This window comes from Leucobacter allii (genome assembly GCF_022919155.1).
GTDB lineage: Bacteria > Actinomycetota > Actinomycetes > Actinomycetales > Microbacteriaceae > Leucobacter > Leucobacter allii.
In genome coordinates this window covers 531,851-557,683 of the sequence record NZ_CP095045.1, presented here as the reverse complement: position 1 = coordinate 557,683, position 25,833 = coordinate 531,851, and the positions used below count along the sequence as shown (strand labels likewise).

Here is a 25,833-nt window from a genome sequence, read left to right as displayed (position 1 = left end):
TGATAGCGGGGCGTCCGGCGCGGATGATCCCCATCCGCGCCGGGATAGGATGGCCCGCATGGAATCGATGCGAGCAGGCCAGCGGGTCGCGTGAACCGCAACAGCCTGCCGTCCTGGGTCAACCGGGCGATCGACCGCATCGCCGATGCGCCGATGAGCCCGATCGGGCGCCTCGCCGCCCGTCGGCTCGGCCGGCCCGCCCCGCGCGGAAGCGTGCCCGCGACGAGTTTCGAGGAGCGCCCCGTGCGCGTGCTCATCGCCCCCGTTAATTACTCGGCGCAGGGCACCGCGTGGGCGCGTGCGCTTGAACGCTCGGACGCGGGCATCTCCGCGCGCAACATGGCGATCGATGTGCCGGGCGGTTTCTCCTTCGACGCCGACCTCGTCGTCCCCGTCGGCACCTACCACAACGATCCCGAGTGGCAGCGCCGCCAGTTCGCGGCGGCGTCGCGCGCCACGCACGTGCTCATCGAGGCCGAGGAGCCTCCGTTCGGCCGGTTGCTGGGGCGCTCGGTGGAACGGCAGGCGGAGGCGCTCGGCGAGCGGGGCGTGGACGTCGCCTACCTCGCGCACGGCACCGACGCCCGTCTGCCCTCGCGGCACATCGAGGACAACCCGCTCTCCTATTACGCCGATCCGGCCGTCTACCTGCCGCGCGCGGAGGCGATCGCGGCGCGCAACATCGCACTGCTCGAGCGCAGCGGGCGCCCCCTGTTCGTGTCCACTCCGGACCTGCTCGCGGACCTGCCGAACGCCCACTGGTGCCCGGTCGCCGTCGATCCGCTTCGCTGGGCGGCGCCGCAGCGCGTCGAGCGCGCCCCGGGTACGCCCCTGCGCGTCGTCCACGCACCATCGGTCGCCGCGTACAAGGGGACGCAGCTCGTCATGCCCGTACTGGAACGGCTGCAGGACGAGGGGCTCATCGAGTTCAGCCTGATCCAGGGCGTCCCGTCCCGGGAGGTGCCGGCGCGCTTCGCCGAGGCCGACGTGATGCTCGACCAGTTCCGCGCGGGCTCCTACGGCGTCGCCGCCTGCGAAGCCATGGCGGCAGGCTGCCTCGTCGTCGGGCAGGTGTCTCCGCGTGTGCGGGAGACGGTGCGCGCGGCGAGCGGGAGGGAGCTCCCCGTGATCGAGGCGACGCCCGGCAGCCTCGAGCAGGAACTGCGACGGCTCGCCGCGCACCCCGATCTCTCCGCGCTCCGGACCGACGGCCCGGCCTTCGTCGAGGCGGTGCACGACGGGCGCTTCGCCGCGCGGGTGCTGAGCGAGCATTGGATCTCGAACGCCGACCGAAAGGAGCACCCGGATGCACCCGGCCGCTGAACGCGCGTGGAAGCTCATCCCGAAGCCTCTGCAGGATGCGATCGCCTCGGGCGTCGATCGGATGCAGGGGGTGCAGCCCCCGCCGCCGCCCGTGCCGGACCCGAGCAAGCCGATCCGTCTGCTCGTGGGCCCGGTGAACTACGCGGGCCAGGGCTATCGCTGGTCCCGAGCCGTCGAGAGCACGGGCCGGGTCTCGGCCCGCAACTACGTCCATGAGGCCAACAATCCGCTGCGCTACGCCGCGGATTACACGGTGACCTGGCGGACGGCGGAGCATTCCCGGGCCTGGCAGGGCGCAATGCTCGACGCGCTCAGGCGCGACTACACGCACGTGCTCATCGAGGCGTGCTTCCCCATCCTCGGAGGGATGTTCTCGGGCGACATGCGCCGGCAGATCGAGCTGCTGCAGGACGCGGGGCTGCGCGTCGGATTCGTCGGACACGGCACCGACGTGCGCTTGCCCTCGCGGCACGCCGAGCTCGAGCAGTGGTCCTACTTCCGCGACAGCGAGTGGGTGGATCCCGCGCTCGTCGAGCCCGTGGTCGCGAAGAACCTGCAGCTCATCGACGAGTTGCAGCTCCCCACCTTCGTCTCGACGGCCGGTCTCCTCCTCGACCTGCCAGATGCCCACCTCCTCGGGGTCATCATCGATCCGGGGAAATGGGCGAACGACGTCCCCGTGCTGCAGCGCGAGCGGCTCAAGGTGGTGCACGCCCCGACGAACCCGATCCCGAAGGGCACCACCTTCGTCACCCCGGTCGCCCGCAAGCTCCACGAGGAGGGCCTCATCGAGTACGTCGAGCTGCGGGGCATCCCGAACGACGAGATGCCCGCGGTCTTCGCCGACGCCGACGTGGTGCTCGACCAGTTCCGCGCGGGCGACTACGGAGTCGCGGCCTGCGAGACCATGGCCGCGGGCAGGATCGTGCTGGCGCACGTCAGCGATCAGGTGCGCGACGAGAGCGAACGGCGTGCCGGGGTGCCGCTCCCCATCCCGGAGACGACGGTCGAGAACCTGGAGCAGACGCTCAGGGACATCGCCGCCCGCCGTGAGCACTACCGGAGCATCGCGGCGCAGGGCCCGGAGTTCGTGCGGCGCCTCCATAACGGCGACTTCTCGCGCGAGGTGCTCATGCGCGAGTTCCTGGAGGCGTGAGCGTGCGCGTCGTCATCGCCTCGCGCATCTACCGGCCGGAGCCCGCCGCGGCGTCGTTCTTCCTCGGCGGCGTCGCCGACGCCCTGCGCGCCGCGGGGGCCGAGGTCGAGGTGCTGACGGCGAAGCCGCTGCCCGGGCAGGGCGACGGCTCGCGCGGCGAGCGGATCCGCACGTTCCCGGTGCTCCGCGACCGCAACGGCTACGTCAAGGGATACCTGCAGTATCTGAGCTTCGATCTCCCACTCGTCGTCCGGCTGCTCACCGTCCGTCGCGCGGACGTCGTCTTCGTCGAACCGCCGCCGACGACGGGCGCCGTGGTGCGGATCGTGTGCGCGCTCCGCCGGATCCCGTACGTCTACGACGCCGCGGACATCTGGTCGGATGCCGCAGGGCAGGCGACCGGTTCGGGCCTCGTCGTTCGGGTGCTGCGCGCACTGGAGCGCTTCGCGATGCGCGGGGCCGCCCGCATGGTGACCATCTCGCAGGGCGTCGTCGACCGCGTGCGCGAGCTCGGCGTGGGCACCCCCGTCGAGGTGACCGGCTTCGGTGCGGACACCACCGTGTTCCGCTACCAGGCGGCACCGGTCGAGCCGGTGTTCGTCTACGCCGGCACGTACTCCGAGCTGCACGGCGCCGACGTGCTCGTCGACGCGTTCGCCGCCTTCGCCCGAACACACGAGGGGTACCGGCTGCGCTTCATCGGGAACGGGACGGACGAGGCGGGCATGCGGGCCCGCGCTCGGGCGCTCGGGGTCGCCGATCGCGTGGAGTTCGCCGGGCCGGTCGCGGCCTCGGAGCTCCGGCCCCAGCTCGCGCGCGCCGTCGCGAGCCTCGCGACGCTCAGACCCGGCGGGGGCTACGAGTACGCCTTCACCTCGAAGGCCTACTCCTCGCTGGCGACCGGCTGCCCCGTGATCTTCGCGGGGCCGGGGCCGACGGGGCCGTTCATCGATCGCGCGGCGCGAGAGGTCGTGGCGGGACGGGCCGTCGACTACGACGCCGAGGCCATCGCCGCGGCCATGCGCGCAGCGGCCGATGCCCCCGCGACCGCGGCAGAACGCGAGCGGCTCGCCGACTGGGCCGGGGTGCACCACTCGATGCGGGCCGTGACGGAGCGCGTGGCCTCGACCGTCATCGACGTCGGAGCCGAACGGCGGGCCTCGTGAGAAGCGCGCTCGGGCGCCTGGCCGGCTGGGCCGTCGCGCACCGCGATCGGCTCCCCCGATGGGCGCAGCGCCTCATGGAGTCCGCGGCGCGAGACCCCGACGGGCCGATGGGACGGCTCGCCGGACGCTTCCTCGGCGGCGGCGAGGCGCCCGTGACCGCGGTGCCGGATGCCGCAGTGCGCGTCTACATCGCCCCGACCAACTACTCCGGCCAGGGTCGGCTCTGGGCGGCGTCGCTCGAGCGGGCCGATGCGCGCATCGCCGCCCGCAACATGGCCGTCGAGCTCCCCGGCGGCTACGCCTTCCCGGCGGACACGCTCGTGCCGATCGCGACCGTCAACGCCTCGGCCGACTGGGCGGAGGCCGAGTGGGAGGCCGCTCGACGCTTCACGCACGTGCTCGTCGAGGCGGAGCGCTCGATGTTCGGCAAACGGTTCGGCCGATCGCTCGAGCGCGAGATCCTGGCGCTCGAGGAGGCGGGGGTCTCCGTCGCCTACCTCTGCCACGGCACCGATGTGCGAGACCCGGACCGGCACCGCGAGCTCACCCCGTGGTCGCCCTACCCCGAGGACCCCCGCGCGGGCATCCTGCGGGCCGACGCCCACGCGAATCTGGAACTCCTGGGCCGGTTGCGGCGCCCGACCTTCGTCTCGACGCCGGATCTCACGGCCGACGTGCCCTGGGCGCACTGGTGCCCGGTCGTCGCCGACGTCGAGCGATTCGCGAGCGGGGCACCGGTGCTCGCCGGTCCGACGGCGCAGATCATCCACGCATCGAGCAATCCGCTGCAGAAGGGCAGCGATCGCATCGAGCCCGCGCTCGCCCCGCTCATCGACGCCGGGGCCGTGCGGTACCGGCTCATCAGCTCGACGCCCGCGGCGGAGATGCCCGCGGTGTTCGCCTCCGCCGACATCGTGCTCGACCAGTTCCGGATCGGCTCCTACGGTGTCGCCGCCTGCGAGGCGATGGCCGCCGGCCGCGTGGTGGTCGGCCACGTGCTCCCCTTCGTGCGCGAGCGGATCGCGCAGGACCTCGGCCTGGAGCTGCCGATCGTCGAGGCGACCCCCGACACCCTGCGCGACGTCGTCACCGGCCTCCTCGACGATCCGGATCGCACGCGCGAGATCGCCGCGGCGGGGCCGGGGTACGTCGCCCGCGTGCACGCGGGAGACGCCAGCGCCCGGATGCTCATCGAGCAGTGGATCGAGGCGTAACGGGCGCGGACGCCTACCACGTGACGATCAGACCGCCCCAGGACAGGCCGACGCCGAAGCCGAGGAGCATGACCCGCATGCCCGGCCGCAGCGCGCCCTGCCGCTCCGCCTCGGCGAGCGCGATCGGGATGCTGGAGGAGACCGTGTTGCCCGTCTCCGCCAGCGCCACGAAGAACTTCTCGGTGGGCACCTTGAGCTTCTTGCGCAGATGCTCGAGCATGAAGGCGTTGGCCTGGTGGAAGACGAACAGATCGATGTCGTCGAGCCCCAGCTCCGCCTGCTCCAGGATCGCCTGCACCGACTCCGGCACGACGCGCAGCGTGAAATTGAAGATCTCGGGGCCGTCCATGAAGAGGTCGTAGCCGCTGCTCTCGAGATCGCGCGCCGCGGGGGCCGACTTGGGGGCGATGTCCGTGCCGCGGCGCAGTCCGCCGTGCGGCACCACGAGGTGTCCGGCGCCGGTCCCGTCGGTGCCGTAGGTGATCGCGCCGATGCCCTCGGTCTCCGTGTCCTCCGCGGCGACGAGCGTCGCGGCGGCGCCGTCGCCGAAGATCGTGCGCACGCTCTTGTCGGCGGGGTTCACGAACTTCGTATAGGTGTCGGCGGTGATGACCAGCACGCGGGACGCCTGCCCCGATTCGATGAGCCCCTTCGCCTGCCCCAGCGCGTAGACGTAGCCCGAGCAGCCGAGGTTCAGGTCCGCGGCCCCGGAGTTCTGCCGCAGTCCGAGACCGGCATGGACGATGCACGCGGTGGTCGGCAGGAAGTAATCGGGGCTCTGCGTGCAGACGATCACGTAGTCGATCGTCTCGGGATCGATGCCGCGTCGCTCGAGCAGCGCCCGTCCGGCCGCGATCGCGAGATCCGAGGAGAACTCGTCCTCACCCGCGATATGCCGGCGGTGGATGCCGGTCTTCGCGGAGATCTTCTCGACGCTCCACTCGGGGAACTCGGCCGAGAGATCCTCGTTCGTCAGGACCGCTTCGGGAAGGTGGGATTCGATCGCGACGATACGTGCCTGCATGCCCGCAGTCTATCCCAGCCCCCGCCGGCGACGGAGCTCAGTGCGCGGTGTATCCGCCGTCGACGACCAGCGTGGTGCCGGTGGTCCAGCCGGAGGCCGGAGCGAGCAGGTAGAGCGCGGCGTTGGCCACGTCCTCCACCGAGCCGATCCCGAGCGGATGCGCGGCTTCGATGGCCGCCCACGCGTCGTGACCAATCTTGCGCCGAAGACCCTCGGTCAGCGGCGTCTCGACGATCCCCGCGGCGACGCTGTTGACGCGGATGCGCTCAGGGGCCAGCTCGAGGGCGAGCGAACGCCCGAGCGAGGAGACCGCGGCCTTGGTTGCCGCGTACACGCTCACGCCCGCCTCGCCGACGAGCCCGGCCGCGGATGACATCAGCACGATGCTCGCCCGCTCGGCGCGCACCTTCGGGCTGCGGAACGCCTTCGCGAGCAGGATGCTGCTCGTCACATTCGCGTCCAGAAGGCCCGTGATCTGCGCCGTGGTCACCGCTCGGAGCGGCGTCGTGGCGTGGACACCGGCGGCGTGCATCAGCCCGTCGAGGGGGCCCAGATGTTCGACGGCCGCGCGGAGGACCGCGGGGATGCCGGCGTGCTCCGAGAGGTCGGCAGGCAGGACGACGTGCCCCTCGCCGTCGAGCAGCGCACGGGTCTCATCGAGCGCGTCCTCGCGGCGCGCCACGAGCGCGACGCGCGCACCGGCGCGACTCGCGCGGATCGCGGTCTCCCGCCCGATGCCCGACGACGCGCCGGTCACGAGGAGGGCGCTGCCATCCAGACCGAGGAAATCGAAGCTCACGATGCGGCGGACACGAGCGCGTGCAGATCCTCCACCGTCTCGGCCCGGGCGAGCGCATCGGCGTCGAGCTCGACCCCGAGACGCTCATCGATCGCCGCGATGAAGCCGAGCCGGGCGAGGGAGTCCCATCCCTGCGCTTCGAGGGTCTCCGTCTCGGTGATCGCATCGACCTCGAGGGTCTCGGCCACGAGTTCGAGCAGCGTCTGTCTGTCCATGGCCTTCAGCCTACTGCGTCGCCGCGCCCGCGTCCTGCCTCGCGCCGGAGTCCGCGCGATCCTGCGCGTCCTTCCACTTCCGCATCCGGCGCTCCAACGGGCGCTCGACGAAGTGGTGCAGCGCCCAGGCGAGCACGATGGTGACCGCGAGGAGCCCGGCGAACCAGCCGAGGTTGCCCCAGCTCGCCTCCTGGTACCCGAAGACGCGCAGCGCGAGGTAGATGGCCGTCGCGTGCACGAGGTAGAAGGCGAAGGACCATTCGCCGAGCTTCACCTGCCACCGCGTCTCGAAGAGGAAGCGCCGGCCGTTCACCGTGCGCACGGCGAGCGAGACGATCGCGAGCCCCACGGCGACCGTGAACAGCTCGTTGCCGAACGCGGCGACGTGCGCGAACGCGGGTCGCACCGTGCCGATCGCGATCGCGGCGACGACCACCGCCATCGACCCGACACCGATGAGCGGATGGAGCCGCGGGCGCCACCCGGAGCGCATGGCCCAGGCGAGCGCCATACCGAGCAGGAATTCCGGTACGCGGACGAGGGGCATCGGCACGTGGACGAGCCAGGATTCGGGCCAGAGCACCGCTCCGGCGCGGTAGGCGAACGCCCACAGCACCGCGGCCGCTGCGAGGACCAGAGCGCCGCGCTTCGCGAACGGCACGAGGACGCGGGAGATCCAGGGGTGCACCGCGTAGAAGAGCATCTCCACCGTCAGCGTCCACGCGGCGGGGTTGCCCGAGAAGAGGATCGCGGGGTTCGCCCACCAGCCCTGCAGCACGACGACCGACAGCAGGAGGATTCCGAGGTCGAACGGCTTGAGGAAGCTGCCCTCGGGCACGGGACCGAGCGTGTAGAAGACGGGGATCGCGATGAGCAGGGCGACGATGTGCGCCGGCCAGATGCGCGCGAAGCGCCGCCAGTAGAACGTCGACGTCCGCACCCCGGGGCGCATCGACCAGGTCAGCACGAAGCCCGACAGGACGAAGAAGAAGGTGACGCCGAAGTAGCCCTGGTCGAAGAGCAGGTTGATCGGCCCGGGGAGCGGCGCGAAGACGCGCATGTGATAGAGGAAGACGAGGAACGCCGCCCACCATCGCAGTCCGGTCAGCACGTCGAGTCGCGGCGTGGGCGCGGCGAGCGTCGCGGTCGCGGGAGATGTCACTGCGGGTCCAATCCGGTTGCGGGAGCGCAGTCAACCCTACCCGAGGCCGATCCCGAACCCGCTCCCGGTAGCATCGAGGCATGACCGAGCCGCTCGTCGACCTCACCATCGCCGTCCACTCGGAGACCCGCCCCATCGCGCGGGCCGTCTCCTCCGTGCTCGATCACACGCGGGCGCCCGTGCGGGTGAATGTCGTGGCCCACAACATCGACCCCGGGATCATCCGCCGCAACCTCGGCGACTACGCAGCGCATCCGCAGCTGCGGCTCCTCGAGCTGCGCGACGGCATTCCCTCCCCCGCCGGCCCCATGAACCACGGCTTCGCGAGCTCCACGGCGCCCTTCATCTCCGTGATGGGCTCGGATGACGAGCTCGCCCCCGGCGCCATCGATTCCTGGCTCGCGCTCCAGCAGCGGACGGGAGCCGAGGCGGTGCTCGCGCGGATCCGGCTCGACACCGGCCGCACCGACCCCTATCCGCCTGTCCGCAACGGGCGCCGCACCGAGGGGCTCCACGCGCGCAAGGATCGTCTCGCCTATCGCAGCGCCCCGCTCGGGCTCATCGACCGGCGCCGCTTCGGCGATCTGCGGCTCACCGAGGGGCTGCCGTCGGGTGAGGATCTCACGTACTCGCTGACCGTCTGGTACACCGCGGACCGTCTCGCCTACGACCTGGCCGGACCGCCCTACATCATCAACGGCGACGCGGGCGACCGCGTCACCTTCGCTCCCCGGCCGATCGCCCGGGACTTCGCCTTCCTCGACGAGCTCGAAACGCTCCCCTGGTTCGCCGCCGCCTCCCGCCCCGAACGGGTCGCGATCGTCGTGAAGCTCATCCGCATCCACGTCTTCGACGCGATCTTCGCGCGCGCCCGCACCCCGGAGGATCTCGAGGCGAACCGCGCGGGGCTGCTCGCCCTGCTGGATCGCTTCGAGGGGCTCGCCCCGGGGGCCACCGCCCTCCTGTCTCGCGCGGACCGGGCGGTCTTCGACGAGCTCCGCAGCGCGGCGGGCACGCCGGAATCGCTCGCGCTCGCGCTCGACCGGCGGCACGTCTACATGTCCCTGCCGACGCTGCTGCCGCGCAATCCCCTCCGCGCGTTGCACCGGCAGGCGCCCTTCCGCACGCTGTTCTCGGGCTTCCGCATCATGAACGGCGCGCACTGATCCCCGCGGGGTCGGGCGCCGCCAGGGCGCCCGCGAGCCGGCGGCCGAACAGGCTGTGGAGCACGACGCTGCCGAGCACCACCACGATGAGCACGTAGAGGGCGATATTCGCGTCGTCGTCGCGCATCGCGTTGAAGGCGAGGAGGCCGAACACGATGCTCGACGTGCCGCGGGGCCCGAGCAGCCCGAGCGCCGCCTGCTCCCGCAGGGTCGACCCGCTGCCGAGGAAGGCGAGCAGCACCGGGACGATGCGCAGCAGGGTGAGTGCGAGGAGCGCGAACAGGATCCAGCTCCACTCGACCGGCGTGACGAGGATCAGCGAGGCGACCGCGCCGAACACGAACCACATGACCAGGGAGCTGAGTACGCCGAGATCGTCGGCGAGGGAGAGCTCGGCGTGGGGGATGTTCTTGCGGAAGCCGCGCCGGCCGAGCCTCGCCGGCTTGTAGACGAGCCCGGCGATGAACGCCGCGACGAAACCGTTGCCGTGCAGCGGCAGGGCGCAGGCGTAGGTCACGACGGGCACGAGCACCATCGCGATCCGCAATCCGCTCGGCGTGGCCCAGCCGCGGCGGGCCCCGAGGCGCGCTCCGAGGCCCGCCGCACCGCCGATGATTCCACCCACGAGGACCGCGTAACCTGCGGCGGGGATCGCCTCCTCGAGCGCGCCGAGCGGGCCCCCGTTCGTCTCGGAGAGCCCGAGCACGATGAGGGCGAAGGCGAAGATCGGCGAGAAGATGCCGTCGTTGTACCCGCTCTCGACGGCGAGGGCGTGGCGCGTGCGGCGCGGGAGCCTCGGGTCGCGCAGCAGCTCGGCCGCGGGCGCGAAATCGATCGGCAGCACGATGCAGGCGATCGCCAGCACCGCGAACACGGAGGTGCCGAGCAGCGGCACCCCGACGACCACCGCGAGCACGATCGAGACGGGCAGGGCGATGAGCAGGAGCCGCAGTACAGGCCCGCGCGCTCCCGCGAAGAAGCCGCCGCGCACCTCCGTCGCGTCGACGAAGAGCAGCAGCGCGAGAATGAGCTCGACGATGTGCTCGGCGAGCTGCGTATTGAGCCCGGTCTCGATGCTGTCCTGGAACGCGAAGCCGATCGCGATCCCGCTGAGCACCATGACGACGGGACCGGAAAAGTGCCACCGCTGCAATCGCGCGCCGACGAGGGACCAGGCGAGGATCGCGACCGTGCAGCAGACCAGAAGTGGGATCACAGTACGACTGTAGAACAGGCCTCGCGCGCAAGGCGCCCGAAGCCATAGATTGGGGGAACCGTGGCCGCCCCGGCCCGCGCACCGCAGCGACGAGAAAAGAGGAGCCGCATGGCCTCGGAGGAGATCGAGGACGCGCCTCGAACGGGCGTTCCGGGGACACGGCCGAGCCGCCGCAGTTTCCTGAAGACCGGCGGACTCGTCGCCGCGGGGGTCGCCGCGGGCGCAGGCGGGGCCGCCGCGGTCGCCGCCGCCGTCGGCAGGCCCGACCCAGGGACGCCCTACATCCCCGAGCGCTTCGACATCCCGAAGCCCCGAACCGAGCCGGGCTTCGACCACCTCGTCGTCGTGATGGGCGAGAACCGCTCCTTCGACAATCTGCTCGGCTATCTCTACACGCCCGAGGATCCTCCCCCGGGCGGAACGTTCGCTGGCCTCGCCTTCGGCGACTACGCGAACACGGCTGAGGACGGCACCGTGATCCCCGCCCACGTGTACGCGGGGTCGACGGACTATGTCATGGGGCGCCCCGATCCCGATCCCGGAGAGGAGTATCCACACGTCAATACGCAGGTGTTCGGACGGATCGACTCCCACAACCGGGGCAAGGACGTGGGCGAGCTCACGGAGCCCTACCATGCCCCCGAGCGCGGCACCCCCGCCGATATGTCCGGCTTCGTGCTCGACTACGAAGCCGACTTCGTGCATCGCAAGCGGCGCGCTCCCATGACGCACGAGCGCGAACAGATCATGGGCTCCTTCTCCCCCGAGATGCTGCCCGTCCTCTCGACGCTCGCGCGCGAGTTCGGCGTCTTCGACCATTGGTTCTGCGCCGTGCCCAGCCAGACCTTCTGCAACCGCAGCTTCTTCCACGCCTCGACCTCCCACGGCTTCGTGACCAACAAGCACGGCGGCGGCTACCTCAAGTGGCTCGGCGCGGCCGAGACTCCGACCGTGTTCAACCGGCTCGAGGAGGCCGGGCTGAGCTGGCGGATCTATTTCGACGAACTGCAGCTGATCTCATTCACGGGCGTGCTCCATGCACCGGTACTGCGCGAGTTCTGGAAGACCGACCGCTTCGCGACCATGACGCAGTTCTACGAGGACGTCGAACGCGGCGCCCTCCCCGAGTACGCGTTCGTCGAACCACGGATGATGTTCAACCACAACGACTTCCATCCGCCCGTCGGCCGTCTCCACGAGGGCGACGAGGGCGGCGAGCACGTGTACAACGGTGCGATCTCGGACGCGCGGGCGGGCGACGCGCTCGTGCACGAGATCTACACCGCGATCCGCAACTCCACCTCGGAGACCGGCTCGAACTACCTCAACACGACGCTCCTCATCACGTTCGACGAGCACGGCGGCACCTACGACCACGTCCCGCCGCCCGAGGCCACGCCGCCCGACGGCAGCGGCGCCGGGGAGATGGGCTTCCACTTCGACCGTCTCGGGTGCCGGGTGCCGGCGATCGTCGTCTCGGCGCACACCGAGCGCGGCAGCGTCTTCAGCGAGGAGATGCATCACGGCTCGCTCGCCGCGACGCTCGCCGAGCGATTCCAGTTCCCTCCCCTGACCCGACGGGACGCCGCAGCGCGCTCCATCGCCGACGCCTTCAACCGCACGGTGCCGCGGCACGCGGCGGACTGGCCGCAGACGACGCCTTCCTACGTGCACCCGAATCCGGAGGCCCATCCGGCGAGAGCGCACGCCTCGCGCCCGCTGAGTCCGCCGGCGCACGGGCTCATCGGCCTGCTGATCCACCATTTCGGCACGGCGGACGAGCAGGCCTCGCCGCCGCAGACCTTCGGGGACGCCTACGAGATGCTCCTCAAGTACGGTACGGGGCTCTTCGGCGCGCAAGCCTCCTGATCGCACGCCGCGCCGCTCGACGGCGAGTGCGCCGACGATTCGTCGAGCCGAGGCGACGGGTGCTCGGCGCCCGCCGGTCCCCGCTATCCTCACAAGGATTTCCGACTAGGCTCATGAGAATTCCCCGCATTGCCCATGGGGATCCTTCACCGCACCCGGATGCGCCCTCTCCCCTCCACGAACTCCGAAAGCCAGCATGACCGTCACCCCGTCGTCCGCCCGGCCGCGAGAGCGCCGCTTCCGCCCCGAGATCGAGGGGCTCAGGGCGGTGGCCATCGGGCTCGTCCTGATCTATCACCTGCAGGCGCCAGTGCTGCGCGGCGGGTTCATCGGCGTCGACGTCTTCTTCGTCATCAGCGGATTCCTCATCACCTCGCATATCCTCGGCGAGGTCGAATCGACCGGCCGCCTCTCGCTCGCCGCGTTCTGGGCGCGCCGCATGAAGCGCCTACTGCCCGCCGCGGCGACGGTGCTCGTGGCGACCGCGCTCGCGAGCTGGGTCCTGCTCCCGCAGACGAGCTGGCGCGCCGTCGGCGGCGATGTGTCGGCGGCCGCGCTCTCCCTCGTCAATTGGCGCTTCGCCTCGGAGTCGATCGCCTACGACGCGCAGGGTCAGGGCGTCTCGCCCGTGCTGCACTTCTGGTCCCTCTCCGTCGAGGAGCAGTTCTATGTGCTCTGGCCGGTCGCCCTGGGCCTCGCCTATTGGCTGTTCCTGCGGGGCGGCCGACCGCGCCGCGTGCGGGTGATCAGCGCGATCGTCATCGGCCTGATCGCGCTTCCCAGCCTCGTCTGGTCCGTCGTGCACACCCCCTCGGACGCCGACGTCGCCTTCTTCGTCACTTCGACCCGACTCTGGGAACTCGGCGCGGGCGCTGCCGTCGCCGTGGGGGCCGGATTCTGGCATCGCATCCCAGTCGCCGTCTCCGTCGTGCTCGGCTGGGGCGGAGTGGCGAGCATCGCCTGGGCTGCGATCGCGTTCGACGACACGATGCCGTGGCCGGGCTCCGCGGCCCTCGTCCCCGTGCTGGGGACGGCAGCGGTCATCGTGGCGTCTTCCGCGAGACCGCGCGCCTTCGATGCCGCGCGACTGCTCGGCTGGCGGCCGGTCGCCTGGGTGGGTGGGCTCTCCTACTCCTGGTACCTCTGGCACTGGCCGGTGCTGGTGCTCGCGGAAGCGCGATTCGGCGAACTCCGACTGCGCTACCGCATCCTGCTCGTGCTGGGCTCCGGCCTCCTGGCCTGGATCAGCCTGAAGTGGATCGAGAACCCCGTGCGACGCTCCCGCCGCCTGAGCGAACGGCCCGGATTCATGCTGTCGGTGGGTGCGAATCTCTCGCTCATCGGCATTCTCGCCGGTCTGCTCCTCTCAGCGGCGGTGCCCGCGCGGACGGACGCCGCCGCGGTGGATCCGAATGCTTACGGCGCACGCGCGCTCACCCTGGATCCCGGCGGTCTCGTCGAACCCCACGAGGTGCAGGAGCACTCGGCTGCGCTCGTGCCCGGCCCGGCGGCGGCACTCGATGATCTTCCTCGAGCGCAGCGCGACGGCTGCGTTACCGGCGCGCGGAGTCCGGAGCTCATCGTCTGCACCTCCGGCGACCCCGAGGGGGCGCTCGACGTCGCGGTCGTCGGGGACTCCAAGATCCTGCAATGGGATTCCGCCGTCGCACGGATTGCCGAGGAGCGCGGTTGGCGGATCACCACGGCCTACAAGGCGGGGTGCCCCTTCGCCGAGCCCGCGTGGGCGGACACGGAATTGGCGGCGCGCAGCTGCACCGCGTGGAACGCGGAGGCGCTCGACCTCCTGCTCGAGGAGCGCCCCGACGTGGTCATCACCTCCAGTCTGAGAGTGCTGGACGGCTCGCAGGACGGAGACCCCGCCCGCGGCGTCGCTATGCTCGGCGCCCGCTGGAGCGAGCTGCAGGACTCCGGGATCAGGGTCGTGCCGATCCTCGACAATCCAAGCCCCGGCTTCGAGGTCGCCGACTGCGTCGCCCAGCATCCTGAGACGCTCTCGGCATGCGCATTCGATCGGGACGCCGCGATCGCGGCCTCGGGCGTGCGGTGGCAGCTGCCGGCAGCGGCCGCGACCGGCGTCGACGTCGTGGACATGTCCGACGTCGCATGCCCGCCGGCGAACGCCTGCCCCGCCGTGATCGGCGACGCGCTGCTGTACCGGCGGGGCACCCATCTCACGGACTCGTTCGTCCTCTCGACGATCGACATCCTCAAAGCCAGACTGGTCCCGGCGGTCGAGGCGGGAGGGAGCGGCGCGGCGTAGGCCCCGGCTATGCCACCTCGCGGGCGAGCCCCGCGAGGGCGACCTGCTCGCCGAAGGCGGGGTGCGCGCGGGCGACCTCGCTGAAGGTGCCCTGCGCCACGATCCGCCCATCGTCGAGGTAGCAGACGCGGTCGTAGTCCTTGATCGTCGACAGCCGGTGCGCCACCGAGATGAGCGTGACCTCGCCCTGCAGGCTGCGGATCGACTTCGTCACCTCGTCCTCGGTCTTGGTGTCGAGCGAACTGGTGGCCTCGTCGAGCACGAGCACGAGCGGATCGGTGTACAGCGCGCGGGCGATCCCGAGCCGCTGCTGCTGCCCGCCGGAGAGCGAGACCCCGCGCTCGCCGATGCGCTCGTCGATGCCGCCGGCGCGGTCGGAGACGAGCGAGCCGAGCTGCGCCCGCTCGAGGGCGTGCATGACGCGCTCGCGGTCGATGTCGTCGCTCCAGGTCAGCGCGACGTTCTGGGCGATGGTGCCGTCGAAGAGCGCGACGCGCTGCGGCACGTAGCCCACGCGCCCCCGCCACTGGCGGAGCACCGACTGCAGCGGCTCCCCGTCGAGCTCGATCGCGCCGGCCGAGGGCTGGCTGAGGCCGAGCAGCAGATCGATGAGCGTCGATTTGCCCGCCCCCGACGGCCCCACGATGCCGACCGAGCTGCCCAGCGGGATGTCGAGGGACATGCCGCGGATCACATCGGCGTCGGCGCCCGGATAGCGGAACCGTACGTCGTCGAGGCGCAGCAGGCGGGGGTTCTCGGCGAGCTCGGCGGTGTCCGCCGGGGTCTGCGAGGTCTCGATGTCCCGTTCGGAGGCGATGAGGTCGTTGACGACCTCGCGGGCGCCCGGCAGGCTCGCGGTCGCCTGCACGACGCCGCCCTGCAGTCCGGTGAGCGCGGGGATGAGCCGGAATCCGGTCGTCGCGAAGAGCGCGACCGAGGCGAGCGCGGCGGCCATGCCGCCCGTGAAGTAGGAGAAGCCGCCGATCAGCGCGATGCCGCCGAGGAGCGCCGCCTCGTAGGCGAAACCGGGCAGCACGCCGAGGAACGAGCCGTTCGCGCGCGCCCGCGTGCTGCGCCGGCGGTTGTCGGTGACGAGATCGGCCACCTCGCCGAGCCGATTGCGCAGGCTCAGCTCCTTGAGCGCGTCGATCATCTCGGTCATCAGGTTGGCGACGCGGTAGCTGAAGTCGAGATTGACCTGCCCGGCCTCGAGCGCGCGCTTCGTCACCACGAAGTGGACGAGCAGCATCACGATCGACAGGTAGACGAAGGCGATGACGGAGGCCGCGGGATCGGCGACGACGAGCACGCCGAGCACGAGCACGAAGGTGAAGAAGGAGCTCGGCACCCGCATGAGCGGCAGCACGAAGCCCGCCATCGCGTTCGCGATGCCGGCGTCGGCGATACGGGTGATCTCCGCGACCGATCGTTTCGAGCGCTCCTCCCAGCTCGCCCCGATGTACGCGCGGAACAGGCGGTCGCCCACCTCGAGTTCGTACTTGGCGAAGCGGCGGGTGGCGAACCACTGCAGCACCACGTTGAGCACCGACTTCAGCAGCATGAGCCCGAGCGCGATGAGCACGAGCAGCGGCACGGTGCCCGGCTCCACCGTACCGATGACCGGCAGGCTGATCGCCTTGCCCGAGATCGCCGAGGGGAGCACGATCGCGAGCAGCGACATGCCGATCGCGTCGAGCGCCGTGATGAGGCTCGTGGCGATGATGTAGCCGAGGTAGTAGCGCTGCGCGCCCTCCGGGAGGAGCGGGAGCAGCTGCCGCAGCGTGATCCAGATCTGTTTCATGATGCCGACGGGCGATCCGCGAACGCGGACGGGCCCGGTCTAGGCCCCCGCCCGCAGCACGGCGGTCACGCCGGAGACGATGCGCTCGAGGTCGCCCTCGGAGAGCGAAGGGTGCACGGGCAGCGACAGCACCTCGGCCGCGGCGCGCTCGGTCTCGGGCAGTTCGAGCCCGGGGGCGAACTCCGCGAGCGACGGCAGGCGGTGGTTCGGGATCGGGTAGTACACGCCGGAGCCGACGTTGTACTCCGCGCGCAGCGCGTCGCGGAGCCGGTCGCGCTCGGCGGCGTCGACGCGGATCGTGTACTGGTGGTAGACGTGCACCGCCTCCTCGGCCACATAGGGCGTCGTCACGCCGTCGAGGCCCGCGAGGCCCGCATCCAGCGCGGCGGCGTTCGCGCGCCGCTGCGAGGTCCACGCGTCCACCTTCGTGAGCTGCACCCGGCCGATCGCCGCGTGGATGTCGGTCATCCGCGCGTTGAAACCGACGACCTCGTTGGCGTACTGGGTCTCCATGCCCTGATTGCGCAGCAGGCGCACGCCGCGCGCCAGCTCCTCGCTCGCGCAGCTCACCATGCCCCCCTCGCCCGAGGTCATGTTCTTGGTGGGGTACAGGCTGAACATCGCGAAGTCGCCGAACGTGCCGACCGGGCGGCCGTCCCAGGAGGCGCCGTGCGCCTGGGCGGCGTCCTCGTAGACGGCGAGCCCGTGCTCCTCGGCGATCGCCGAGATCTGGTCGACGAGGAAGGGGTGGCCGTAGAGGTGCACGGGCATGATGCCCTTGGTGCGCGGGGTGATGGCGGCCCGCACGGACTCCGGATCGAGCGTGAAGGTCAGCGGATCGATGTCCGCGAAGACCGGGGCGGCACCCGTGAGCGCGACGGAGTTGCCCGTCGCGGCGAAGGTGAAGGAGGGCACGATGACCTCGTCGCCGGCGCCGACCCCCGCCGCGAGCAGCCCGAGGTGCTGCCCGCTCGTGCCGGAGTTCACGGCGACCGTCGCGCGGCCCTGCACGAAGTGCTCGGCGAACTCCTGCTCGAAGGTCGCGACCTCCGGCCCCTGCGCGATCATCCCGGAGCGGAGCACGCGGTCGACGGCCTCCCGCTCGTCGTCGCCGATGATGGGCCTGGCAGCGGGAATGAAGTCTGTCGACATGGAGGATCACCTTTCGCGCGGACCGTGGGAATGCCGCTCGTCATGTGCCAGGATACTCGGCCTCCGCTCCGAAACCGCCCCCGCGGCGGGGCGGGCCCCGGCGACCGCGGCGCGAGCGCGCTGTTAGCCTGGGCTCCGCGCCCCGGCGCCCGACGCACTCGAGGAGGTGACGATGCCGAGCATCGCACGCGAACGCGCGCCCGAGAGCGAGCGCACGCGCCGCGGCATCCGGCTCGACATCCAGGGGCTGCGCGCGCTCGCGGTCGCCCTCGTCGTCGGATACCATCTCTTCCCCGAACGGCTCTCCGGCGGCTACCTCGGCGTCGACGTCTTCTTCGTCATCAGCGGCTACCTCATCATCGGCCATCTCCTGCGGGAGCTCGACCGCACGGGCCGGATCCGGATTGCCCGGTTCTGGGCGCGCCGCGTGCGCCGGCTCATCCCCGCGGCGCTCCTCGTGCTCCTCGTCTGCGCGGTGCTTGCGGTGGCGGTCATGCCCGCCATCGTGCGGGTGCAGAACCTCGGCGACATCGGCTTCGCCGCCGGCTACCTCCTCAACTGGCACCTCGCGGCCGGCGCCGTCGACTACCTCGACGCCGCCAATCCGCCGTCGCTCGTCCAGCACTACTGGTCGCTGTCGGTCGAGGAGCAGTTCTACCTCGTGACGCCGCTGCTCATCGCGGGCGCCGCCCTCCTGGCGGCACGGCTCCGCGGCGATCGCCGCCGGCTCATCGCGACGGTGCTCGCCGCGGCCTTCGCCGCATCCCTCATCCACTCGATCGCGCTGACCGCCGCCTCCCCGCAGGAGGCGTACTTCGTCACGACGACGCGCGTCTGGGAATTCCTCCTCGGCGGACTCGTCGCCATGCTCCCCGCGGCCCGGCTCCCCGGCGCCGCGAAGCACGCGCTCAGCCTCGCCGCCCTCCTCGCGATCCTCGCCGCGGCGTACGGCTTCGACGCGGCGACCGCCTTCCCGGGCTGGATCGCGCTGATCCCGGTCGCCGCGACGGGCGCCCTGCTCTGGGTCGGGGATTCCGCGACCGGCCTCGCCCCCCAGCGGCTCGCGCATGCCCGCCCCGTGCAGTTCGTCGGCGACGCCTCGTACGCGATCTACCTGTGGCACTGGCCGCTCATCGTCGTCCTCGACGCGACGCTCGGGGCCGATCCCGCGGCGCCGCTCGCGCACTGGCGTCTCGCGCTCATCGTGCTGCCCGCGACGCTCCTCCTCGCCTGGGCCACGAGGCGCTTCGTCGAGGAACCCGTGCGGCGCGCCCGCGGGCCGCTCGAGCGACCGCCGGTCGTCTTCGGCGGCATGGCCGTCGCCGCGGGGCTCGTCATCGCGCTCTGCGCCGCGCAGATCCTCGCGGCCGAGGCGGACACCGATCGGCGGCGCGCGGAGATCCAGGCGCTCCTCGACGGCGACGCCCTGGGCGGCGCCGCCGCGGGCGAGGCGCGCTGCGTCGGCGCCGGCGCGCTCGTCGCCGACTGCGCGGCTCCCCACGCGCGCACTCCGGCGGTCGACCCCGCCTTCGCCGAGGCCGACAAGCCCTGGTACTGGTTCACCGACGGCGACGGCCGCGCGTACTGCACCGAGACCACGGTCGGCACCTGGACGGAGCGCTCCTGCGACGTCCCCGCAGCCGATCCGGGACCGGACGCCCCCGGGGTCGTCGTCCTTGGCGACTCGCACGCCGAGCACGTGTTCGCCCCGATCCAGCGCGTCGCGGCGGAGCAGGGCTGGGACCTGCGGCTCGAGAGCCGCGCCTCCTGCGGACTGTTCGCCCGCCCCGCCGCGGGCGACGACGCGAACGCCGCGCGCTGCGCGGAGTGGGGCGAGCGGCTGCGCGGCGAGATCGCCGCGGACCCCGAGGTCGACACGGTGCTCGTGAGCCTCCGCACCGAGCTCTACGATCTCCCCGCCGAAGCCGCCGAGGGCCTCGCGGAACTGCGGGACGCGGGCAAACGGGTCGTCGTCATCCGCGACGTGCCCGTCGTCGGAGTGCGGGGCCCCGACGGCGCTCCGCTCACGGGCCCCGAATGCGTGCTCGCCTCCGGCCAGGGCGACGATCCCTGCACCTGGACGAACCCCTGGCCCGAGGACTGGCTGATCGAGACCGCCGTCGCGCTCGGGCTCGACATCGTCGACACGTACGGCATCATGTGCCCCGAGGAGACCTGCCACATGGTCACGGGCGATCTCGTGATGTACACGGACGACAACCACCTCACAGGCATGTTCTCGCTCTCGCTCGCGCCCTGGTTCGCGAAGACGCTGGCGCCGATCGTCGACTGACCCGCACGGCTCGGCCGATCCCTTCCGCGGATCTGCCAGAATGTTCGCATGACCTTCGACCCCGCGACGCCCGGCGCGCTCGCCAACGCCGACACCTGGGTCGTCATCCCCCTCTACAACGAGGCCACGGTGATCGGCGGCGTCATCGCCGATCTGCTGCCGGTCTTCCCGAACGTGGTCTGCATCGACGACGGATCCGGCGACGGCTCCGGGGCGGTCGCCCGTGCCGCCGGGGCGCATCTCGTCACGCATCCGATCAACCTCGGGCAGGGCGCGGCGCTGCAGACGGGCTTCGCGTACGCGCTCGAGCGGGGCGCCGGCTACGTGGTCACCTTCGACGCCGACGGCCAGCACCGCGTCATCGATGCGCAGGCCATGCTCGCACGATCCCGCGCCGAGGACGTCCCGATCGTCTTCGGCTCCCGCTTCCTCGACGACCGCACGAAGCCCGGGCTCCTGAAGAAGATCGTGCTGAAGACGGCCGTCTGGGTCACGAACCTCACGACGCGCACACGGCTCACCGACGCCCACAACGGGCTCCGCGTCATCCGCGAGGACGCGCTACGCCGCATCAGACTCCGGCAGGATCGCATGGCCCACGGCACCGAGATCGTCGTGCAGCTCGGCCGGACGGGCCTGCCCTACGTCGAGGAGCCGGTGGAGGTCATCTACTCCGACTACTCGAAGGCGAAGGGGCAGTCACTGCTCAACTCCGTGAACATCCTCGTGGATCTCATCATCCGATAGGGGCGCCATGATTCTGTTCCAGATCCTCCTCGTCGCGATCGTCATCGTCGCGGCCGCGCTCGCCTTCCGGTTCCTGCCGGGCGAGCGCTCGCTCGCGCTGAAGCGGATCATCGCGATCCTCTTCGTCCTCGCCGCAGCCGCGGCGATCCTCTTCCCCGGCCTGCTCACGGCGGTCGCCAATTTCTTCGGCATCGGCCGGGGCACCGATCTCCTGCTCTACCTCTTCATCATCGCGATGCTCATCTTCGCGACCGCGGTCGTGCGGGCGAAGGCGCGCAGCGACGCCCGGGTGACGGAGCTGGCGCGGGCCGTCGCCCTGATGGAGGCGCGACTGCGGGACGAGCGGCCGGCGCCGGGCGCCGGCGGCGGCACCGACGAGGACGCCGCCCGGTGATGGCCTGGCTCGCCTTCGCACTGCCGCTCGGCGCGGCGATCGCCGTCATCGCCGTGCTCGGCCTGCCCGCGGCGTTCGCGCTGCGGCTGCGGGGACTCACGATGCTCGTCGTCGCGGTGCCCGCGGCGTTCGCCGTGCTGGCGGTCGCGAGCATCCTGGCCCCGCTGATCGGCATGCGCTGGTCGATCCTCCCGGCCCTCGCGGTCGCGGCGGCGCTCGCGGTCCTGCTGCGGCTGCTCCGGCGCTGGCTCGGCGCGCCGCCGCGCGGCGAGGCGGAGCGCCGCCGCGGCGCGAGCTCCTGGCGGGACTTCTGGATCGGCCTCGGCGCCGCGGCGATCGGCGGCGGCGTCATCGCGATCACCCTGATCGCGGCCATCCGCACCCCCGGCGCGATCTCGCAGACCTTCGACGTGAACTTCCACCTCAATGCGGTGCGCTACATCATGGACGGCGGCTCCGCCTCGCCGTTCACGATGGACCTCACCTCCCCGGGGCAGCCGATCTTCTACCCGACGCTGTGGCACGCCTTCGTCACGCTCGTCGCACAGCTGTCGGGGGCCGCGATCCCGGTCGCCACGAACGCCGTGCTCCTCGTCGTGTCGGCGGTCGTCTGGCCGATCGGGGCGCTCGCCCTCGGCCGCGCGGTCGCGGGGCCCGGGCTGCGGGTCACCCTCATCACCGGCGCCCTCCTCGCCGCGTTCCCGAACTTCCCGCTCTTCCTCGCGGGCTACGGCGTGATCTACCCGAACCTCTTCGCCTACGCGCTCATGCCGTTCCTGCTCGTCGCGGGACTGCAGCTGCTGAACCTCGGGCCCGCGCGCCGCGCGCTGCCGATGCCGCTCGGCACCCGGTGGCTCCTCCTCCTCGGCGCGCTCGGTGCCGCCATCCTCGCGCACCCGAACGTGATCCACGGCGCGCTCGTGTGGGGGGCGGTCCCCGTCGCCTTCGCCGCGATCCGGGCGCTGCGCGGCCGTCCGGTGCCCGGGCCCGCGGGACTGCTCGTGCGGCCGCGTACCGCGCCGGCGCTGCGCCGCGCGGGAGCGATCCTCGGGGTCGTCGCCTTCGCGGCGGCCGTCGTGCTGGCCTGGGTCGCGGGCCGCACCACCGACACGGCCTGGCAGGGCTTCTACGGCCCGCGCAGCGCGGCGCTCCAGCTGATCGGCGGCACCCCGCACCTCGAGGGGCACGCCTGGACCGTCTCGCTGCTCGTGCTGCTCGGCGCCGTGGTCGCCTGGCGGCACCGCGGCCTCCGCTGGGCGCTCGGCAGCGCCGCGGCCCTCGCGCTCTTCTACTACATCGCCGACGCCTTCCCCGCCGCCGAGTGGCGCACCTTCTTCCTGAGCCCCTGGTACAACGACCCCAGGCGCCTCGCCGCCCTCGTCCCCTTCGGCGCGCTGCCGCTCGCGGTGCTCGGTGCGCGCGCCGGCTGGGCGATGCTGCGGCCCGGGCTGCGGCGGATCGCGGCGCTGCGCCCGCCAGCGGCGCGGCGACGCGCCCTGCTCGCGACGTTCGGCCTGCTCTTCCTCCTGGCCGCCGGCCAGGCGGGGACGCTGTCGGCCGAGCAGTACGTGCGCACGAGCTACGACACGCGCCCGCAGGAGACGCAGCTGCTCAGCGACGACGAGCGGCGACTGCTGGAGCGGCTCGACGAGGAGGTGCCCGCCGGCGAGGTCATCGCCAACGATCCGCTCAACGGCAGCGCGCTCGGCTACGCCCTCGCCGACCGCGAGGTGCTCTTCCCTCATTCCGGCGGCATCTACGACCCCCGCGGCTACGAGCTCGTCGACTCCCTCGTCGGCGACCCCGCCGCGGCCTGCGAGATGTCGCGGGAGCTCGAGGTGCACTACGTGCTCGACTTCGGCAAGCAGTACGTGCTCGAGCCGTCGACCTCGCGCGCGATCCCCTTCGCGCAGATGAAGCACCTGGACCGCTCGCCGATCCTGACGGAGCTCGACCGCCAGGGCGACGCCGTGTTGTACCACATCGAGGGCTGCTGAGCGGCCCCGATCCCGACCCCCAGGAGAGCCCCATGAATGACATCAGCCCCGCCGCCTACATCGGCGAGGAGGTCCGCCTCGGCGCTGGCGTGCGGATCGGCCCCGGTGCGGTGCTGCTCGGCCCCTGCACCGTCGAGGACGGGGTCTGGATCGGCCCGGGCGCGCAGCTCGGCGCGCCGCCAGAGGTGTCGAGCCTGCCGCAGAACGCCGCATGGGCCGGGGATCTCCGGCACGCGGGCGTGCGCATCCGCGCGGGCGCCGTGATCCGCGAGGGCGCCGTCATCCATCAGGGGACGCACCGCCCGACCACCGTGGGGGCGCGCAGCTGGGTGCTCAACCGCGCCTACCTCGCGCACGACGTGCAGCTCGGGGAGGACGCGACCGTGTCGGCCGGGGTGTCGATCGGCGGGCACTGCTCCATCGGCGACCGCGTGAACATCGGCATGAACGCGGTCGTCCACCAGCGCCGGGTCATCGCCCCCGGCGCCATGATCGGCATGGGAACGCCGGTGACCCGCGACGTCCCCCCGTTCGCGAAGGTGTACGGCACCCCGCCGCGCCTCACCGGCGTCAACGCGGTCGGCGTCGAGCGGGCGGGCCACGACCGCGCCGTCGCGGCCACGCTGCTGCGGGTGTACGCCGCCGGCGACGCGCTCGCGACGGCTCGCGCGCTCCCCGACGAACTCGCCGGCCTCGCGGACGCCGTCGCATGGTGGCAGGCGCAGGGCGAGCTGCGCCCCGTGCTCATGGACGTCCCCGAACCGGCGTAGCAGGGTTCCCCAGCCGGACGAAGTAGACTATCCAGTCGTGTCATACCAAGCTGCGCTCACCGACCCGGAGTTCACCACCCCGGGCAAGAGCAGGGGGCTGTGGGATATCTTCCACCACCGCTACCTGCTGTCGTTGCTGCTGAAGAAGAGCGTCGCGACGCGGTACTACGGCTCCACCCTGGGGTGGATCTGGTCGTACGTGCAGACGATCGCGCACTTCCTGCTCTACTACCTCGTCGTCGGACTCGTGCTCGGCGTGCACCGCAGCGTCGAGCTCTTCCCGGTCTACCTGTTCTGCGGGCTCATCACCGTGAACCTCTTCAGCGAGGTGCTGCGCAACACGACGAACGCGATCACCGACAACGCCTCCCTCGTCAAGAAGATCTACCTGCCGCGCGAGCTCTTCCCCGTCGCCGCCGTCGGCTCGGCGATCACCCACTTCCTCCCGCAGGCCGCCGTGCTGCTCGTCATCTGCATCTTCATCGGCTGGACCGTCACCTGGATGCAGATCGCGGCCTTCCTCCTCGGCTTCGTCGTAGTGATCGTCTTCGCGCTCGGCCTCGGGCTCTTCTTCGGCGCGCTCAACGTCGCCTACCGCGACGCGCACAACGTGGTCGCGCTGATCCTCATGTTCGCGACCTGGTCGTCGCCGGTGCTCTACCCCTCGGAGATGGTGCGGAGCATCGCACCGGACTGGATCTACCAGATCTACATGCTCAATCCCGTCACCGCGACGACGGAGCTCTTCCACAACGTCTTCTGGCTCCCGCTCGTGCCCGGGGCAGATCGGCCGGATCATCTGATGCTGAACGGCGTCATCGCGCTCGGGATCGCGCTCGTCACGCTGGTCGTCGGTCAGCTCACGTTCCGCAAGATGGAGGGGACCTTTGCCCAGTACCTCTGAGGCCGCCGAGCCCAAGCCCGCGATCGTCATCCACGACATCAGCAAGACGTTCAAGATCCGCCACGCCACCTCGGTCAAGGAGAGCGTCGTCGCCGCGCTGCAGCGCAAGGAGCTCAGCTCGAAGTTCACCGCGATCGACGGCCTCAGCCTCGAGGTGCCCGAGGGCCAGTCGATCGCCCTCCTCGGCCGCAACGGCTCGGGGAAGTCGACCACGCTGAAGATGCTCTCCGGCGTGCTCCGCCCCGATACCGGCTGGATCCGCACGCGCGGCCGCATCGCCGGCCTCCTCGAGGTCGGCGCGGGCTTCAACCCCAATCTCACCGGCCGCGACAACGTCTACCTCAACGCCGCCATCCTCGGTATGAGCAAGGAGGAGACGGAGGCGCGCTTCGACGATATCCTCGAGTTCTCCGAGATCGGCGAGTTCATCGACACCGAGGTGAAGTTCTACTCCTCAGGCATGTACTCCCGCCTCGGCTTCGCCGTGGCGGTGCACACCGAGCTCGACATCCTCCTCGTCGACGAGATCCTCTCCGTCGGCGACGCCGCGTTCCGCAAGAAGTGCACCGAGCGGATGAAGCTGCTGCGCGAGCAGGGCAAGACCATGTTCGTCGTGAGCCACAACGCGGGCCAGGTCCGCCAGCTCTGCGAGCGCGGCGTCGTGCTCCACCGCGGCAAGGTGGTCTTCGACGGCGGCATCGAGGAGGCCCTCGAGTACGTCAAGCCGGGCTCGGGCAAGCTCGACGGCGGCACCGCGGTGAGCTACCCGGTGCGCGGCGCCATCAAGCGCGTGTACGAGCGCAGCCGGGAGAAGTACGGGAGGCCGCTCTTCGGCGCGACCGAGGTCGAGGCGAACGGCGGCGGCCGCTACCAGCGCTTCGAGAAGGGGATCATCACGGAGTCCGACGCGCTCGGCAAGGCCTTCGGCCTCACCACGGGCGCCTTCCTCACGGACTACCTCGCGCACGACGGCCCGGACGGCGCCTGGGGATTCATCGCCGGGGCGCCGCGCGGCCTCATCGCGCAGGGGAACCGGCGCGTCGAGTTCCAGCACGGCTCGGCGACCTTCACCACGGACGACGGCGTCGCCTTCGTCCCGCACGCGCCGGCGTCAGAGCCCCGCTGAACCGCCGCGCGTTGATGCGGCTCGCCGTTCCGGGGTAACGTGGTCCGGGAACGTCCCA

At 71.5% G+C, this 25,833-nt stretch carries 21 protein-coding genes; 14 read left to right on the top strand and 7 right to left on the bottom strand.

What is annotated here, in order from left to right; genetic code table 11:
- The first annotated feature begins 90 nt into the window (after positions 1-90).
- The 4 genes from MUN78_RS02375 to MUN78_RS02360 are packed head-to-tail and all read left to right on the top strand — an operon-like array spanning position 91 to position 4,859.
- Positions 91-1,323, top strand: a complete 1,233-nt coding sequence (locus tag MUN78_RS02375; protein ID WP_244728548.1) for a glycosyltransferase family protein — start codon at positions 91-93, stop codon at positions 1,321-1,323.
- Positions 1,307-2,479, top strand: coding sequence for a glycosyltransferase family protein (locus MUN78_RS02370; protein ID WP_244728546.1), 1,173 nt, complete (start codon positions 1,307-1,309; stop codon positions 2,477-2,479). The genes MUN78_RS02375 and MUN78_RS02370 overlap by 17 nt, the downstream gene beginning before the upstream one ends.
- 2 nt (positions 2,480-2,481) lie before the next feature.
- Entirely contained in the window at positions 2,482-3,645 is a 1,164-nt protein-coding gene (locus MUN78_RS02365) for a glycosyltransferase (protein ID WP_244728544.1), read from the top strand.
- Positions 3,642-4,859 carry a glycosyltransferase gene (locus tag MUN78_RS02360; RefSeq protein ID WP_244728542.1) on the top strand — a complete coding sequence of 406 codons (1,218 nt, stop codon included), beginning with the start codon at positions 3,642-3,644 and terminating at the stop codon, positions 4,857-4,859. Before MUN78_RS02365 ends, MUN78_RS02360 begins: the two co-directional genes overlap by 4 nt.
- Positions 4,860-4,872: 13 nt before the next feature.
- On the opposite strand, the gene MUN78_RS02355 is transcribed toward MUN78_RS02360, so the two are convergent.
- Genes MUN78_RS02355 through MUN78_RS02340 form a run of 4 tightly spaced genes read right to left on the bottom strand, consistent with a single transcriptional unit; the run spans position 4,873 to position 8,059 of the window.
- Positions 4,873-5,883 (bottom strand): 3-oxoacyl-ACP synthase III family protein, encoded by a 1,011-nt coding sequence (locus MUN78_RS02355; RefSeq protein ID WP_244728540.1) that lies wholly within the window; start codon positions 5,881-5,883, stop codon positions 4,873-4,875.
- A gap of 37 nt (positions 5,884-5,920) precedes the next feature.
- Complete coding sequence (locus MUN78_RS02350; protein WP_244728538.1) at positions 5,921-6,682, bottom strand: SDR family NAD(P)-dependent oxidoreductase; 762 nt, start codon at positions 6,680-6,682, stop codon at positions 5,921-5,923.
- Positions 6,679-6,897, bottom strand: coding sequence for an acyl carrier protein (locus MUN78_RS02345; RefSeq protein WP_244728536.1), 219 nt, complete (start codon positions 6,895-6,897; stop codon positions 6,679-6,681). The genes MUN78_RS02350 and MUN78_RS02345 overlap by 4 nt, the downstream gene beginning before the upstream one ends.
- A gap of 10 nt (positions 6,898-6,907) precedes the next feature.
- Entirely contained in the window at positions 6,908-8,059 is a 1,152-nt protein-coding gene (locus tag MUN78_RS02340; RefSeq protein ID WP_244728534.1) for an acyltransferase family protein, read from the bottom strand.
- A gap of 80 nt (positions 8,060-8,139) precedes the next feature.
- Here MUN78_RS02340 and MUN78_RS02335 point away from each other — a divergent pair, with 80 nt between their 5' ends.
- On the top strand, positions 8,140-9,225 hold the full coding sequence (locus MUN78_RS02335) for a glycosyltransferase family A protein (protein WP_244728532.1): 1,086 nt from the start codon (positions 8,140-8,142) through the stop codon (positions 9,223-9,225).
- On the opposite strand, the gene MUN78_RS02330 is transcribed toward MUN78_RS02335, so the two are convergent.
- Complete coding sequence (locus tag MUN78_RS02330; RefSeq protein WP_244728530.1) at positions 9,206-10,441, bottom strand: cation:proton antiporter domain-containing protein; 1,236 nt, start codon at positions 10,439-10,441, stop codon at positions 9,206-9,208. The two genes, MUN78_RS02335 and MUN78_RS02330, sit on opposite strands and share 20 nt — an antisense overlap.
- Before the next feature lie 108 nt (positions 10,442-10,549).
- Between MUN78_RS02330 and MUN78_RS02325 the strand changes: the two genes are divergently transcribed.
- The gene (locus tag MUN78_RS02325; RefSeq protein ID WP_244728529.1) at positions 10,550-12,310 is read left to right on the top strand and encodes an alkaline phosphatase family protein; all 1,761 of its coding nucleotides are present in this window, start codon (positions 10,550-10,552) and stop codon (positions 12,308-12,310) included.
- A 196-nt stretch (positions 12,311-12,506) separates the two neighbouring features.
- Positions 12,507-14,591 (top strand): acyltransferase family protein, encoded by a 2,085-nt coding sequence (locus tag MUN78_RS02320; RefSeq protein WP_244728527.1) that lies wholly within the window; start codon positions 12,507-12,509, stop codon positions 14,589-14,591.
- Positions 14,592-14,598: 7 nt separating this feature from the next.
- Here MUN78_RS02320 and MUN78_RS02315 read toward each other — a convergent pair whose 3' ends face one another.
- Entirely contained in the window at positions 14,599-16,392 is a 1,794-nt protein-coding gene (locus tag MUN78_RS02315) for an ABC transporter ATP-binding protein (protein WP_244692835.1), read from the bottom strand.
- 39 nt (positions 16,393-16,431) lie between these two features.
- The gene (locus tag MUN78_RS02310) at positions 16,432-17,544 is read right to left on the bottom strand and encodes a DegT/DnrJ/EryC1/StrS family aminotransferase (protein ID WP_244728525.1); all 1,113 of its coding nucleotides are present in this window, start codon (positions 17,542-17,544) and stop codon (positions 16,432-16,434) included.
- 172 nt (positions 17,545-17,716) lie between these two features.
- On the opposite strand from MUN78_RS02310, the gene MUN78_RS02305 reads away from it, so the two are divergent.
- Genes MUN78_RS02305 through MUN78_RS02275 form a run of 7 tightly spaced genes read left to right on the top strand, consistent with a single transcriptional unit; the run spans position 17,717 to position 25,775 of the window.
- On the top strand, positions 17,717-19,837 hold the full coding sequence (locus MUN78_RS02305) for an acyltransferase family protein (RefSeq protein ID WP_244728523.1): 2,121 nt from the start codon (positions 17,717-17,719) through the stop codon (positions 19,835-19,837).
- A gap of 48 nt (positions 19,838-19,885) precedes the next feature.
- On the top strand, positions 19,886-20,584 hold the full coding sequence (locus tag MUN78_RS02300; protein WP_244728521.1) for a glycosyltransferase family 2 protein: 699 nt from the start codon (positions 19,886-19,888) through the stop codon (positions 20,582-20,584).
- Positions 20,585-20,591: 7 nt separating this feature from the next.
- On the top strand, positions 20,592-20,978 hold the full coding sequence (locus MUN78_RS02295) for a DUF2304 domain-containing protein (RefSeq protein ID WP_244692831.1): 387 nt from the start codon (positions 20,592-20,594) through the stop codon (positions 20,976-20,978).
- Positions 20,978-22,975 (top strand): DUF6541 family protein, encoded by a 1,998-nt coding sequence (locus tag MUN78_RS02290; protein WP_244728520.1) that lies wholly within the window; start codon positions 20,978-20,980, stop codon positions 22,973-22,975. The genes MUN78_RS02295 and MUN78_RS02290 overlap by 1 nt, the downstream gene beginning before the upstream one ends.
- Positions 22,976-23,007: 32 nt before the next feature.
- Entirely contained in the window at positions 23,008-23,745 is a 738-nt protein-coding gene (locus MUN78_RS02285) for an LbetaH domain-containing protein (RefSeq protein WP_244692829.1), read from the top strand.
- A 37-nt stretch (positions 23,746-23,782) separates the two neighbouring features.
- Positions 23,783-24,649, top strand: a complete 867-nt coding sequence (locus MUN78_RS02280) for an ABC transporter permease (RefSeq protein WP_244692828.1) — start codon at positions 23,783-23,785, stop codon at positions 24,647-24,649.
- The gene (locus MUN78_RS02275; protein ID WP_244728518.1) at positions 24,633-25,775 is read left to right on the top strand and encodes an ATP-binding cassette domain-containing protein; all 1,143 of its coding nucleotides are present in this window, start codon (positions 24,633-24,635) and stop codon (positions 25,773-25,775) included. The genes MUN78_RS02280 and MUN78_RS02275 overlap by 17 nt, the downstream gene beginning before the upstream one ends.
- The last annotated feature ends 58 nt before the right edge of the window (positions 25,776-25,833 follow it).